15 protein-coding genes are annotated in these 14,822 nt (G+C 43.9%); 14 read left to right on the plus strand and 1 reads right to left on the minus strand.

Annotation, left to right across the window (positions count from 1 at the left end):
* Window positions 1-25 precede the first annotated feature (25 nt).
* From RS891_RS14850 to RS891_RS14895, 10 genes are all read left to right on the plus strand, one after another.
* Window positions 26-871 (plus strand): ABC transporter permease, encoded by an 846-nt coding sequence (locus RS891_RS14850; protein ID WP_315796330.1) that lies wholly within the window; start codon window positions 26-28, stop codon window positions 869-871.
* Window positions 868-1,680 (plus strand): ABC transporter permease, encoded by an 813-nt coding sequence (locus RS891_RS14855; protein WP_315795829.1) that lies wholly within the window; start codon window positions 868-870, stop codon window positions 1,678-1,680. Before RS891_RS14850 ends, RS891_RS14855 begins: the two co-directional genes overlap by 4 nt.
* Window positions 1,681-1,712: 32 nt before the next feature.
* A complete protein-coding gene (locus tag RS891_RS14860; protein WP_315795830.1) occupies window positions 1,713-3,074 on the plus strand; it encodes an LLM class flavin-dependent oxidoreductase in 1,362 nt (453 codons plus the stop codon).
* Window positions 3,075-3,324: 250 nt separating this feature from the next.
* A complete protein-coding gene (locus tag RS891_RS14865) occupies window positions 3,325-3,849 on the plus strand; it encodes a sigma-70 family RNA polymerase sigma factor (RefSeq protein WP_309304342.1) in 525 nt (174 codons plus the stop codon).
* Window positions 3,846-4,700, plus strand: coding sequence for a hypothetical protein (locus RS891_RS14870; RefSeq protein ID WP_315795832.1), 855 nt, complete (start codon window positions 3,846-3,848; stop codon window positions 4,698-4,700). Before RS891_RS14865 ends, RS891_RS14870 begins: the two co-directional genes overlap by 4 nt.
* A 319-nt stretch (window positions 4,701-5,019) precedes the next feature.
* Complete coding sequence (gene alr / locus RS891_RS14875; protein WP_315795833.1) at window positions 5,020-6,174, plus strand: alanine racemase; 1,155 nt, start codon at window positions 5,020-5,022, stop codon at window positions 6,172-6,174.
* Window positions 6,140-6,946, plus strand: a complete 807-nt coding sequence (locus RS891_RS14880; protein ID WP_315795835.1) for a D-alanyl-D-alanine carboxypeptidase family protein — start codon at window positions 6,140-6,142, stop codon at window positions 6,944-6,946. The genes alr and RS891_RS14880 overlap by 35 nt, the downstream gene beginning before the upstream one ends.
* 52 nt (window positions 6,947-6,998) lie before the next feature.
* Window positions 6,999-8,051: a D-alanine--D-serine ligase VanG gene (vanG, locus tag RS891_RS14885; RefSeq protein ID WP_315795837.1), complete on the plus strand. Its 1,053-nt coding sequence runs from the start codon at window positions 6,999-7,001 to the stop codon at window positions 8,049-8,051.
* 137 nt (window positions 8,052-8,188) lie between these two features.
* Complete coding sequence (locus RS891_RS14890) at window positions 8,189-8,803, plus strand: TetR/AcrR family transcriptional regulator (RefSeq protein WP_315795839.1); 615 nt, start codon at window positions 8,189-8,191, stop codon at window positions 8,801-8,803.
* Window positions 8,804-8,826: 23 nt separating this feature from the next.
* A complete protein-coding gene (locus RS891_RS14895; RefSeq protein WP_315795841.1) occupies window positions 8,827-9,813 on the plus strand; it encodes an alpha/beta hydrolase in 987 nt (328 codons plus the stop codon).
* Window positions 9,814-9,891: 78 nt separating this feature from the next.
* Here the strand turns inward: RS891_RS14895 and metE are convergent, their stop codons facing one another.
* Entirely contained in the window at window positions 9,892-12,183 is a 2,292-nt protein-coding gene (gene metE / locus RS891_RS14900; RefSeq protein WP_315795843.1) for a 5-methyltetrahydropteroyltriglutamate--homocysteine S-methyltransferase, read from the minus strand.
* A gap of 231 nt (window positions 12,184-12,414) precedes the next feature.
* Here metE and RS891_RS14905 point away from each other — a divergent pair, with 231 nt between their 5' ends.
* Genes RS891_RS14905 through RS891_RS14920 form a run of 4 tightly spaced genes read left to right on the plus strand, consistent with a single transcriptional unit; the run spans window position 12,415 to window position 14,702 of the window.
* Window positions 12,415-12,735: a DMT family transporter gene (locus RS891_RS14905; RefSeq protein ID WP_315795845.1), complete on the plus strand. Its 321-nt coding sequence runs from the start codon at window positions 12,415-12,417 to the stop codon at window positions 12,733-12,735.
* A gap of 21 nt (window positions 12,736-12,756) precedes the next feature.
* Window positions 12,757-13,107: a DMT family transporter gene (locus RS891_RS14910; RefSeq protein WP_315795846.1), complete on the plus strand. Its 351-nt coding sequence runs from the start codon at window positions 12,757-12,759 to the stop codon at window positions 13,105-13,107.
* Between the two features lie 27 nt (window positions 13,108-13,134).
* Window positions 13,135-13,677 (plus strand): TetR/AcrR family transcriptional regulator, encoded by a 543-nt coding sequence (locus RS891_RS14915; protein ID WP_113054834.1) that lies wholly within the window; start codon window positions 13,135-13,137, stop codon window positions 13,675-13,677.
* 59 nt (window positions 13,678-13,736) lie between these two features.
* On the plus strand, window positions 13,737-14,702 hold the full coding sequence (locus RS891_RS14920) for an MBL fold metallo-hydrolase (RefSeq protein WP_315795848.1): 966 nt from the start codon (window positions 13,737-13,739) through the stop codon (window positions 14,700-14,702).
* Window positions 14,703-14,822: the final 120 nt, after the last annotated feature.

Here is a 14,822-nt window from a genome sequence, read left to right on the forward strand (position 1 = left end):
GAAGAGAGGCGTTCACTACATGCAGATGCGTGCGGAAAAGGCGGTTATCCCGCCTTTAATTCCAAAGAAAAACTCGGTTAAGAGGCGAAAACTTTACTTAAGGGCTAGCAATACGGTACTAGGGCTTTTCGTTCCGGTGACTCTGCTACTCGTGTGGGAGGTGGCCGGGGTTATGGGATATTTGAACCCCGTTCTACTGCCAACGCCAAGCAGTATATGGAAAGAGCTTGTCAGCATGACGGAGACGGGTGAACTTGTGAAGCATTTGGGCATATCAACGTGGAGAGCTCTGCTTGGTTTTCTAATCGGAGGTGGTCTTGGCCTATGCATGGGTTTGTGGGTGGGATTCTCTTACAAGACAGAGCGACTGCTGGACCCTTCTTTTCAAATGTTGCGGACGCTGCCCCACTTGGCCATTGCTCCCCTGTTCATTTTGTGGTTCGGTTTCGGTGAAACTTCAAAATTGTTGCTGATCGCTAAAGGCGCTTTCTTTCCGCTGTATGTTAATACTTTTCTGGGTATCCGATCGGTTGACAGCAAGCTTTTTGATGTAGGAAAGGTGCTGCAATTCAGCAAATGGCAGATGATCACGAAGTTAATTCTTCCCGCATCTCTGCCGAATATCTTTCTGGGTATCCGATTATCCGTCAGTGTCGCCTGGCTGGGTTTGGTCGTTGCCGAATTGATGGGTTCTAGTGCAGGCTTGGGTTACCTGATCAATGATGCCAGATCGTTCTCACTGACCACCGTAGTGTTTGTGGGAATCATTGTTTTTGCTGTCGTGGGAAAACTATCAGATTCCATCATTAAGTTTCTGGAAGCGAGAGCGTTACGGTGGCAAGACGGTTTTAAAGGAGAAGAATCAAAATGAGCAAGCTGGAGATTGGAAAACAAACCGAACGAGCAGGAGACTGGCTGAGCAGAATTCCGGGTCGTCTTCACGGGTGGATTATTCCGTTAGCTATTCTCCTCATCTGGGAATTGGCTTCTGCCCTTCAGCTGGTTTCAGCGACTATGCTACCTGCTCCTTCCAAGATTGCAGAGCAGTTCATGCGTCTAATCTTGAACGGCGAGTTGCTGGAACATCTCGGGATCAGCTCCTATCGAGCGGGCTTGGGATTTCTGCTTGGAACAGCTGCCGGGCTCATGCTCGGTCTATCCACAGGGCTTGGGAAATTAGCAGAGCGCACACTTGACCCCTCATTACAGATGCTGCGGATGATCCCGCTCCTTTCCCTTATTCCACTATTCATTTTATGGTTTGGTGTAGGAGAGTTTTCAAAAATTCTAATGATCTCGCTAGGCGCGTTTTTTCCTGTATATGTGAATACATTTCTCGGTATACGAAACGTTGATATGAAGCTGATTGAAGTCTCCCGGATTTACCAGTATTCAAAATGGGAGCTACTCGGAAAACTCATTATTCCTGCGGCGCTTCCCAATATTCTACTTGGAGTCAGATTGTCTCTGGGCGCGGCGTGGCTAGTCCTTGTTGTGGCTGAAATGATGGGAACCAGCGCAGGTGTCGGCTACATGATACAGGATGCCCGTGCTTACTCGCAAACGGATATTGTATTTGTCGGTATTGTAGTCTTTGCGGTTGTAGGAAAGCTCTCGGATTCGACTGTCCGGCTCCTTGAAAACAGATGGCTTCGCTGGCGAGATACGTTCAAAGGGTAATCCGATAATTGAAACAAGAAGGGAAGATTTATATGGGGACGAGACAAGAGCAACTTCATCTAGGAGCATTCATTTATTATACAGGTCATCATCACTACGGCTGGCGCCGTTCGGATTCAGGTGCTGAACAGATTTTTGATTATAAATTTTATCGTTCCATCGCACAGACGGCTGAACGTGGGAAGTTTGACATGATGTTTCTGGCTGATCTCCTCTACGTGATGGGCGCTGATCAATCGGCTGCAGGAATGCTGGACCCGCTAACGCTCCTGTCGGCATTGGCTACAGATACGGAAAAGTTGGGTTTGACCGCCACAGTGTCGACGACCTATAACGAGCCGTATAACGTAGCTCGAAAATTTGCCACATTGGATCATATCAGTGAAGGACGCGCAGGATGGAATATCGTGACCTCCCAATTGGATGTTGAAGCCAATAACTATGGAAGAACCGAGCATCCCGAGCATGGGCTTCGATATAAAATGGCCCGGGAATTTGTCGAAGTAGCCACCCTGCTCTGGGATAGTTGGGAAGATCAATCCTTAATTGTGGATCGGCAGGCTGGACAATTTGCGGACCCGTCTAAACTAAAGGAAGTTTCATATAAGGGGCAGTGGTATTCTACCCAAGGTACAATCAATGTGCCTCGTTCCCCGCAAGGATATCCTGTACTCATCCAAGCCGGATCATCCGAACCGGGACAGGATTTTGCTGCCAACTACGGTGAAGTGATTTTCACGGCCCAGCAGTCTCTGAATGCTGCGAAAGAGTTCTATAAGAACGTCAAATCCAAACTCGCACGATATGGGCGCGAACAAGGCAGCATGAAAATAATGCCTGGTTTATCACCGATTTTGGGTAAGACGGAGCAGGAAGCTCAGCGAAAATATCAAGAACTGCAGGAGTTAATTCCTCCGGCTGCCGCAGTGGGTATGTTATCCGGAATGCTTAAGTTTGACCTTTCGGAGTATCCTGTCGAAGGCCAGCTGCCTGACATTCCAGATCCCGTGGAGGCTTCCAATGGCATGAAAAGCCGGGTACAGCTGATTATGGACATGGCTCGAAAAGATAAGTTGTCCATTCTTGAGTTGGGTCGGAGGCTGATAGGGGCAAGAGGGCATATGCAGTTTGTAGGTACCTATGAACAACTGGCTGATTTGATGCAACAATGGTTTGAAGAATATGGTTGTGACGGATTTAATATCATGCCGCCCGTTCTGCCGGGAGATTTGAATGAATTTGTGGATCATGTGGTGCCGATTCTTCAAGCACGTGGACTCTTCCGCACGGATTATACGGGCAGCACGCTTCGTGATCATCTTGGGCTGGATCGTCCGGGAATCAACCATTTTCAAAAAGAGAACGCGTTAGACAAGACCTCCATAATTATATGAACATATTTGTCTCAACCTAATCCAGTTTCAATCACATTTCTTCCGATAGTAAAGAGAAGAAAACAAGTCGCCTATTGGCGGCTTTTTTCGTTTGGGACGAGATAAGTTCTTGTTCTCAGATAAAAAAATCAAAAAATTATATCTTCTTTAAAACTATTTTCGACTCTCAGCTGTCTAACATGCGAAACAACATACAAAGTAAGCTTTATTAAAAATGCGGCAATAATCAAAATATACAGTCGCAACGGGGGTGGACAAACTGAGCAAGGTAAGTACAGCACTAACTGAACAGCAGTTCAGTGATCGTCTGGAGGCATGTAAAGAAAAGCTTTATCGCTTCGCATTCTCTTATGTGAAAAATGAACAGGAAGCACTGGAGATCATATCGGAAGCCTCTTATAAAGGTTTTCTATCTTATGAAAAAGTGAATAGTCCTGATTATTTTGAAACCTGGATGACCCGGATCGTCATCAACTGTTCTCTGGATCACATCAGACGAAAGAAGAAATACACGTATATGGAAGACAGTATAATACCGTTTGCAGCCGAAGAGAGTTCCATGGGGCTTGAAGAGCAATGGGATTTGTACGAAGCACTTGATCACCTGCATCCCGAAGATAGGGCATTTATCGTTTTGAAATTTTTCCAGGATCAGCGATTCAAGGATATGGCAGAGGTGCTGTCCCTGCCGGAAAGCACGGTGAAGACCAGGTTCTATAAGATCTTAAACAAACTCAAAAAACATCTGACCAAGGAAGAGGTTGATTTTACATGACAGGAAAAGAACGATATGAACAGATCAATATTCCATCCGGCCTTTCCGGAGTTATTCAGCAAGCCCGTCAGCGTGCACGAAATCAAAAACGAAGAAAAATGATGATCTGGCGCAGTTCCTCCCTGGTTGCAGCCTGTGCTGCGGTGATGATAACAGCCAACGTACCAGGTGTGGCCAAGGCATTATCCGATGTACCTGTTATAGGTTCTGTCGTCAAAATTCTGCAAGTTGGTGGTGGCGGGGAGCGCACAGATGGGGTTTCGGTTACCACGACCAAAGAATCGGATACACTAAACATTAATTTTCAGATCGATGGTGAACAGATCACCTCTGCTCCATCATATACTGTGGATCACAAGGAAGGGCCGAATCGCTTGATCTTCACCTTCAATGGGGTACGTCATCTGGATTATGACAAGCTGGAGCAGGATATTAAAGCACTTAAGAATGTAAAAGATGTCTATCAAAATATCATTTTGGATGATTCTGCGATTGGCTTTGTGGTTGAACTTAAGGATGATGTGGATTATTCCGTGTCAGAGTATCAGCAGCCTGGATATATTCAGTTGAAGCTGTCTTCCGGCGGCGGGAAGTCAACACAAGCGCATGAACTTTTCTTCGTGCGAAGCGAAGACATGGAGCAGGGTGAGGCACTGGCCATGTTGGCTGAGCAGTATTCTGCCGATGGCAGTAGCGTTGTGCAGACTCAAAATGGAAAATTCACCGTCGTTATGGGTGCCTTCGATAACCGTGCAGATGCAGAGAAACACCTGAAAGAATTTACTGACCGGGAAGACTACAGTGAACCACTGCATGTCGACAGCTGGATGAGTAATGAAAATCCGCAATAATGTTAGAAGCCTGCCCTAGCGCAGGCTTCTTCTTGTAGACTTTATTATCTGAAGTCCATTTCCGTTATCTTTTACGAGTCGCCTATTGGCGGCTTTTTTTGTTGTAACTATGAGATGTTCAAATCTGTAATCTTACATCGTTGTCAGTTTTGTGTAAGTTTGATCGATAGGAGCTGAAGTCGCCTTAATATACACTTAAATCAATTCAACGCACTACATTCACACCTTTAGGAGGCCAAAAAAATGAAAAGTGCATATGCGGATCTGCTGAAAATAGAAACTAAAAACAAGCCATCTATTCGGTTGGGGAGATCATGGGATGTACCGAGATACTTGGGCTGAAATAGATTTAACGCAAATTCGCGAGAATGTCATACAGATCCGCAAATTTCTACCCCGTTCGACCAAACTAATGGCAGTTGTTAAAGCAAATGCATACGGGCATGGAGATATTGAGACAGCCAAAGAAGCAGTAGAGGCAGGCGCGGATTATTTAGCGTGTGCCTTCATTGAAGAAGCCATCCGCATTAGAAATGCTGGCTTAAAACAACCGATTCTTATTTTGATTCCGATTCGTCCCGAACTTGTACCTCTGGCTCTGGAACATGATTTGATGCTTACCGTTACACAAGCGTCGTGGTTTCATGAGATGAGAAAATACAAGCCTGTTCATACCCCGCATAAGTTATCTGTGCATGTGAAAATGGATACTGGACTTGGGCGAATCGGTATACGCACGCAAGAAGAGTGGCTTGAAATGGTTCCATGGCTCAGAGCGCCAGATGTAGTAGTCGACGGGTTCTATACCCACTTCGCGACTGCAGGTGAGGCAGACAACCGTTATCTACAGCTTCAGATTCAACGCTTCCTGGAAATGAAAGAGTGGAGCAGTATGTCACGGATTCCAATCAATCATTATCACTGTGCCGGAAGTGTAGCGGCACTTCGATTCCCGGAATTGTGCATGGATATGGCTCGCATAGGAGCTGCAATCTATGGCTTTTATCCGAAAAAACTAGTACCTAACATCCAACTAAAGCCGGCATTCAGTATGCATAGTAGATTATTACAAACGAAAAAATTAAAAAAAGGCGAATATGTGGGCTACAACAATGCTTATCAAACAGACTCAGATCAATGGATCGGAACCGTACCTATCGGCTATGCCGATGGATGGTCGCAGAGAATGCAAAATTCGGAGGTGTTGGTGGAAGGGGTTCGTTCAGAAATTATTGGGAAAATCTCCATGGATCAATTGATGGTCAAGCTTCCGATGTATTTTCCGGAAGGATCAAAGGTGACCTTCATTGGCTATTCAGGTGAGCAGGAAATTCCGATTCAGGAGCTGGCCCATCATATCGGTGGTGTCTCTCAAGAAATAACGAGTTCCATCACGGACAGAGTATTACGAATTTATAAAGAAGGTGGGGAGTTTCATCATGAAATCACGGGGAGTCGTACAAGAACCTATTGAAACCAGCGTAAGTAACGAAGAATTATTTCAAGGGTACTTAGTGTTAATAAATGATCAAAACCCAATCAGAAGGCAAGTACAAGTCCATCAACTAGAGTCATTGGATTCCCTGCCTTCAATAAAGAAGTTAAATAAGGAGATGCTTCTGGAGAAGCAGTGCTTCAATCAATTTCATGCTCTGCTTAAAGCTTGTGGGGGGACGGATGAAATTGTCGCTGTCAGCGCATATCGAACCAAAGAAGATCAAGTCCAGATCTATCAAGATTGTTTGATAGAACAGGGTTCCGAATATACTTCCAAATACGTAGCCTTGCCTGACCATAGTGAACACCAAACGGGGTTGGCTATCGATGTGGGTAAATTGAAATCGAATATCGATTTTATTGCTCCTTCCTTTCCGGATACGGGCATTTACAAGTCCTTCAGACAACATGCCATAAAATTCGGTTTTATCCTTCGATATAAACAAGAAAAAGAATCAATCACTCGTATTGCTTATGAGCCATGGCATTTTAGATATGTAGGATATCCCCATTCCAAAATCATGGAAGAAAACAATCTATGTTTAGAGGAATACATCGATTTTGTACAGCAATATCGATACTCTGGAGAGCAGCTCACGATGAAAGAAAAGGACATGACAATCCAGATATATTATGTTCCCGCGGATAAAGGGAAATCCAGCCATATCCCGATCTTGAGTTGTGATTCTTATCGGATATCAGGAACGAATCGTGAAGGATTCATTGTTACGACTTTTTCCAAAAATTAAGTTATAGCAATAAGGATGAGTTAGACATATCACATTATAGGAGGCTATTGCGATGCAGAAAAAGTCGATTGCGGTCTTGTTTGGCGGATGTTCAGGTGAGTATAACGTTTCTTTGAGCTCGGCCGCTTCAGTGATTGAAAATTTGGATACGGAAAAATACAATCTTGTGTTAATTGGAATTACACAGCAAGGTGCTTGGCTCAGATATAGTGGAACGGTTGAGGATATTCGCAATGATCGATGGCATTTGCATCCGAGTTGTATCCCATCCTTTTTCTCGCCGAGTAGAGAAGTCAGAGGACTCATTGAGCTTGTTCATACGGAATATCATGTAACACCGATTGATGTTGTGTTTCCAGTGCTTCATGGCAAATACGGTGAGGATGGGACCTTGCAAGGATTATTGGAACTGGCGGGTATACCGTTTGTTGGATGTGGCATGTTATCCTCCGCGTTATGTATGGACAAGGAACTGGCTCATAAACTGGTGCAGGCAGCAGGAATAGATACGCCTCGTTCCCTTACAATACATAGGAGTGAACGCATGGAAGAAGTGCTACCAGCAATAGAAGCACTGGGTTTCCCACTCTTTGTTAAGCCGGCTAGATCAGGATCGTCATTAGGCATATCGAAGGTGAATAACATGCAAGAGTTGATTACCGGAATAGAACACGCCTTCATACACGACAGCAAAGTAGTCATTGAGCAAAATGTTAACGGTTTTGAGGTGGGTTGTGCTGTATTGGGCAATTCTGATCCCATAATCGGCATGATTGATGAGATTGAGCTACAGGGGCACTTTTTTGACTTCTCGGAAAAGTACTCCTTGATCAGTTCGAAGATTCACTTGCCAGCCCGCATTGATGAGCACACTGCAATGAAGGTTAAAGAGAGTGCTCTGACTATTTATAAAACGCTTGGGTGTAGAGGGTTAGCACGCGTAGATATGTTCCTGAACACTGATGGAAGAATTGTGTTCAATGAAGTCAACACGATACCTGGCTTCACATCGAATTCCCGCTATCCTAACATGCTCCAAGCTGGCGGCATGACTTATGCAAATATTCTTAACCAGCTCATAGATCTCGCCATTGATGAGAATTGAGAGTGGTTGAATGGAATATAAACTGAAAAGAAAAATTTTAATTACCCATTGTGTAATAATGCACAATGGGTAATAATATTATTGTGAAGGAATGAAGATTTAATCTATCGTAAGAGAAAGGCAGGCGTCATTTAGGGATGAATAAACCAAGCTTGCGTGATATCAAAAGAGAAGCAACTACCAAAGCGCTGGCCAGCGCAGCGTTTGAACTTGCGGTTGAGCGGGGATTGGATGGATTCATTATCGATGATCTCGTTCAAAGGGCCGGATACTCCAGAAAAACGTTCGCTAATCATTTTTCCTGTAAAGAAGAAGCGATAGCCATGGCGGCAATACTTACAACAGATCATTACGAAGACGAGCCATTAAATGAAATCATACAAGAAAACATACTGCCGTTGGATGCTCTATATGTGTTGATAAAGAGATCTCTAACCACAGAGTATGTTTCTAAAATGCGTCAACTCGTATCGCTTTCCACACAATATCCGACGCTTGAACCCTATCTTCTCAGCGTGCTTTCTCGTTTGCAAGCTACGGCTCAGGAAACATTAACTGATTTATCCCAGGGACGGTATCCCCAAGGATATTCCCATCTTCTTTCGGGGGCTGTATACGGTGCTGTTCTCGCAATATTTGATGGAAGTATCAACGTGCTGCTGCCAGGGCAAGGAACCACGGATTCTCCTGGGGAGATGACATTGGATCAATATTTGTATGACATGTTCAACTACTTGCGAAGCGGATTTTAGAATACTCCCGAAAGGAAGGGAACATGATGAGAGTTACAACTAAAATGATTGATAAACAATTAAGAGTGAAAGGCAAACTGATTGATTTATTAATGAAATCTTCCCATGAAGAAAAGTGGCTTAACTCGATGAGGAAAATCAAAAAAAGATCGGATGCGACAGCGGGGAAAGACATCGACGGTTTACAGTGCAGTGAAGAGTGGATACCACGTACAAGTGACGGTTCCAAGATCCGTGTTCGAATTTATAAACCTCTACATCCCAAAGGAAATGCGCCAGGTGTACTTTGGATACATGGAGGGGGATATGCGATGGGAAACCCGGAGCAATTCGGGGCAACCTACAAGAAATTAATTAATGCAAGTCATTGTGTAGTCGTTGCGCCAGATTATCAATTATCGATTGATGCTCCCTATCCAGCAGCGTTAAATGATTGTTACGATACCCTTTTATGGATGAAAAGCCATGTGAAAGAACTTGGAATTAGAGAAGATCAACTCATGGTAGGTGGAGAAAGCGCTGGAGGAGGACTTACCGCCGCACTTACTCTGTATGCCAGAGATAAGGGAGAAGTGAACATTGCATATCAAATGCCACTGTATCCCATGATCGATGACAGAATGATTACTGAATCCGCTAAGGACAATAATGCCCCTATTTGGAACTCTGATTATAATCAATGGGCTTGGACATTGTATCTTGGCGAATTGGCAGGCAAGGATGTACCTTCTTATGCGGCTGCTGCCCGAGCTACCGATTACAGTAATCTTCCTCCGACTGTCACTTTTGTTGGTGATTTGGAACCATTTCGTGATGAAACGATTCAGTATGTAGAAAACTTAAGAAAAGCAGGTGTACCTGTTGATTTCGAAATCTACAAAGGCTGCTATCATGGTTTTGATATCATTCAACCCAATGCAGAAGTGAGTAAAAAGGCAGTTTCCGTTTTTATTAATTCATTTAAATACGCAGTGGATCATTATTTTGCTGAACAGACAGCAAAAAGATGATATTAAAAGGCGGACATTCCATAGCCTAGGAATGTCCGCCTTTTATAAACGAATACTTGAGTTATTTATCTATTCAACTTAAACCGTTGTTGCAACGTGCTTTTCACGAGCAATCTTAGTTGCATCAACCATGTTGCGCAAGGAAGCAACGGTTTCTTCGAGTCCACGAGTTTTGAGACCGCAATCCGGATTAATCCAGAACAGTTTAGGATCCAATACACGCAAGGCGCGTTCGATCATGTTCGTCATTTCATCCACACTTGGAACACGTGGGCTATGGATATCGTATACGCCAAGTCCGATGCCCAGTTTATACGTGTTCAACTCAAAGCTGTGAATCAGTTCACCGTGACTACGGGATGTCTCGATCGAAATAACATCGGCATCCATCGCTTCGATGGAATCGATCATGTCATGGAATTCGCAATAGCACATATGTGTATGAATTTGAGTCGTGTCTTGAACCGTGCAAGTGGAGATACGGAAAGCTTTGACAGCCCAAGCCAGATAATCGGCTTGCTCGTTTTCCTTCAACGGCAGTCCTTCGCGAACCGCTGGCTCATCGACCTGGATCATGCCAATACCTGCTTGCTCCAGTGCTTCGACTTCTTGTCTCAGTGCATACGCCAATTGATATGCGATGTGCTCGCGCGGGATGTCTTCACGTACAAATGACCAGTTCATGATGGTGATCGGTCCGGTGAGCATTCCTTTTACAGGACGTTTTGTTTGGGACTGTGCGTATTTGGTTTCTTCAACGGTCATTTCTCCGGTAAATGCAACGTCTCCGAAAATAATTGGTGGTTTTACGCAACGGGAACCGTATGATTGTACCCATCCAAATTGTGTGAAGGCAAACCCTGCAAGTTTTTCGCCAAAGAACTCTACCATGTCGGTACGCTCAAACTCACCATGCACGAGAACATCAATCTCAATCTCTTCCTGAATTTTGATCCAGATATCAATTTGATCCCGGATGAAAGCAGCATACTGCTCATTGTTCAACTCACCCTTGCGCCACAATTGACGTGCTTTACGCACTTCTGCGGATTGTGGGAAGCTGCCGATAGTCGTTGTCGGGAAAAGTGGCAATTTCCATTTGTCCTGCTGCGCGATATGACGCTCGGCAAACGGACGGGAACGTTCCGGCTGTTGAACGCTGAGTGTTGCCACGGCTTCTTGAACAGCAACACGATTGCGCTCTTCGGATTGCTGGAGAGCCTGGATCGTACGATCAGAATTTTCAATTTCAGCGATGATTTCAGCGTTTCTTGAAGACAATGCTTTTGTCAGAAGAACGATCTCGTCCAACTTTTCATCTGCAAAGGCCAGAGCATTTTTCAGTTCGGATGTGAGTTTAGTTTCACGTGCTGTCGTTACCGGAACATGAAGCAAGCTGCATGAGGATTGCACGATTAAACGTTCAGGTGTTACGAGTTCAGCCAGTTCATCCAACAGCTTCAGTTTTCCTGGCAAAGAGGCTTTCCAGATCCCGCGGCCGTCAATAACCCCAGCACCCAAAACTTTATCCGCTGGGAAACCGGACGTTTGAATGGACTGAATGTTACCTGTGGCTCCGTGTACAAAATCAAGTCCGATACCTTGAACCGGCAGGGCAACAATGCTGCTATAGTTCTCTACGGATTCAAAGTAGGTTTGCAGCATAATGTTCAGACCCGGTACAGCAGATGCAAACGTCTCATAAATTTTACTCAGCAGCTCTAGGTCAGCGTCACTTGTTTTGGTAACGAGGATTGGCTCGTCAATCTGTACCCACTGAACTCCTTCATTTGCAAGCTCTTGAAGCACTTGTACATAGAGCGGAAGCAAGCGGTCCAGCCAAGCATTCGTTTCGGATTTATCGTATCCTTTGGACAGTTTCAGGAAGGTCAATGGACCGACAAGAACCGGTTTGCCTTCAATGCCAAGCTTTTCTTTGGCTTCACGATAAGCAATAAGGGGTTTATTTTCCGTAAGAGCAGGGGAAGCGTCGTCCAGTTCAGGTACGATATAGTGATAGTTCGTGTTAAACCATTTTGTCATTTCACTTGCTGCTGCATCTTTCGTTCCCCGGGCAATTCCGTAATAGACGGACAAAGGTACAGCGCCACCGTCATATGCAAACCGTTTTGGAAGAATTCCGAACATAACGGCAGTATCCAGAATGTGATCATAGTAACTGAAATCATTGACAGGAATAAGATCAATACCTTTTTCTTGCTGCTTGCGCAGATGATTTAACCGAATCTCCTGCAATCTTGCTTGAAACTCTGTTTCTTCGAGCTTGCCTGACCAGAATGCTTCCAAGGCTTTTTTCCATTCCCGATCCGCACCAATTCGTGGATATCCCAATACGCTGCTTTTTGCCATGACGTAAAACTCCTCTACAATATGTTACCAAAAAGTTATCACATATCTGGAGTTATAATGTAATTCCATTAAGTTATATCTAGCTATAGCCTATGGCTATATCGGTGTGGCATGAAGGCTATTTGTAATGGCAAACATCAAAATAGTATAAAACTGTACAAAAAACCGTCCGGACGGTATAGTTAACTGGAGATTGAATATTGTTATTTATGTGGGAGGTGGAATGAGAGCATGGTTGCATATTTTTTATTGGGATTGGCGATTGTATCTGAAGTTTTTGGTAGTTCCATGATGAAATTATCAAATGGATTCCAAAAGAAACTTCCGATAGTAGGATTGGTTTTGGGAATGGGTACAGCGTTCTTTTGTCTTTCTCTGGCGTTAAAAACCATTCCGCTTGGTACCGCATATGCAACGTGGTCGGGTGTGGGAACTGCTCTTACAGCACTCGTTGGTATCGTGTTTTATAAAGAGAGCGTGAACCTCAGAAAAATCTCAGCATTAATTTTAATCATTGCTGGGGTTGTCATTATGAAATTGGCTCATAGCTGAGCAAGAATGGAGGGATGAATAATGAAAGGTTATTTCGCACTGGCCATTGCCATTATTGCTGAGGTTTTCGGTACAACCATGTTAAAATTGTCGGATGGATTCACGAATTTGCTACCTTCAATTGGACTTGTTGTTGGCATGGCATTATCATTTTATTTTTTGACAATGTGTTTGAAAACCATTCCTTTGAGCACGGCTTACGCCATATGGGCAGGTGTAGGGACAGCAATAACCGCCTTACTAGGCGTCATTTTATGGAACGATCCTTTCAACATGCTTTCGGGAATCGGACTTATTTTGGTTATCGGGGGTGTAGTACTATTAAACTTATCGAAAAGTCTCGTTCAATCATCAAACGCAAGTCAGTCATAAATAAACGTATTTAAAGGAGGTTATCTTTTGAGAAGTAATTCAAGACGTCATGAGCTTTTGGCATCCGCATCCTATATTGTTGAACATTTGGGCATGGAAAAATTAACGTTGGAAGCTGTAGCCAAACATGCGGGAGTAAGCAAGGGCGGATTGCTTCATCATTTCCCGAATAAAGAAGCCATCGTTACAGCTATGATCGAGGAATTCGGAGATTCGTTTTTCTCGGAACTACAGCAAAAATCGAGCGAAAGTATAAACGAAGCCGGGAAATGGAGCAGGGCATATATTGAAACAACCTTCCATGACTCCAAAACAACTGCAGCTTTGAGTACGGCACTTTTGGCCGTGTTATTTTCAAAGCCCGAATTACTTGCAGCGTACAATAAAAAAAATAACGTTCTCCAAGAAGAAATGTTAAATGATGGCATTGATCCTGTGAATGCTGCTATTATCAAATTAGCAACAGATGGGTTATGGTTTTCCGAGATTTTCGGAATTGGAATCTTGGATCAGGATATTCGAAATCAAGTGGAAGAAAGACTCATGAAGATGTCTTTCGAAGCAAAATGAGAATGTCCGCATCAACTCTTTTTTTCATATTTGAAATTAGAAAGGAGAGGTATTCCATAATGCGAGGACTGATGGCTTTCGCAGGATCAAGGCATTTTCAATTAAATGAGGTGACTGAGGGTGTCTTTGCTGCGATTGCAGTTCCCGGTACAGGTTCATTGGGGAATGCCGCAATCGTTGATTTAGGAGATACAACGTTAGTTGTGGATACATTCACGACAATACAGGCTGCAGAGGATTTGCAGGCGGCGGCTGAGTACCTTACCGGAAGAAAGGTTTCCTATGTAATCAACACGCATTGGCATAGTGACCATACTTGCGGCAATCAAGTGTTTGTCCCTGCGGCTCAGATTATTTCGACAACAATTACTCGTGAGATTATGGATACCTTTGTAAGGAACAGGATAACGCAGCAGCTGGCAAAACCGGAAGCAATATATGATGCTATAGACGAACTCGATGAACAAATACAACGAGAGACAAACGAAAAGTTAAGACAGGAAATGCAATGGGATAATGCCAGTGATCGTGAATATATGAAGATGCTCCCCGATCTGGTATATACATTACCGAACTTAACGTTTGATCAGCACATGACGATTCATGGCAGTAAGCGCAGTGTTGAACTTATTACTTTTGGTGGAGGTCATACCCAGAGTGATGCCCTGGTCTTTATTCCGAAAGACAGAATTGCAATAATGGGGGATCTGGTGTTATCTAAACATCATCCGGTTCTTATGTATGCCAATCCTCAGCAATGGCTGGATATTTTGAACAAAGTTGAACAGCTGGATATAGAAATCATCGTACCGGGGCATGGAGAAGTATGCTCATTGGCTGCATTGCATGAAGTCAAAGCCTACATAGCGAATCTATTGGAGATCGTGACCGACGCTGCTCAAAGTAACCAAAGCTTGGACGAAATTACTGTACCATCAGCCTATCAGGACTGGTTCTTTACTACGTATTTCAAGTCCAATTTGCAAAGCATCTATGAATGGATCAAGAAAAGTGGTAAAAGTTGAACCTGACACCACCACTTTTGCGGTCATTTGTGCATCTGGTTGTAAAGAAAGTAAATCAATTTTAGGGCTCCTTAACAAATGTTGGGGGGCTTTTTTTGTTTTTTTATCCGTTTTTTTTAG

The organism is Paenibacillus sp. BIC5C1 (genome assembly GCF_032399705.1).
Lineage (GTDB): Bacteria > Bacillota > Bacilli > Paenibacillales > Paenibacillaceae > Paenibacillus > Paenibacillus taichungensis_A.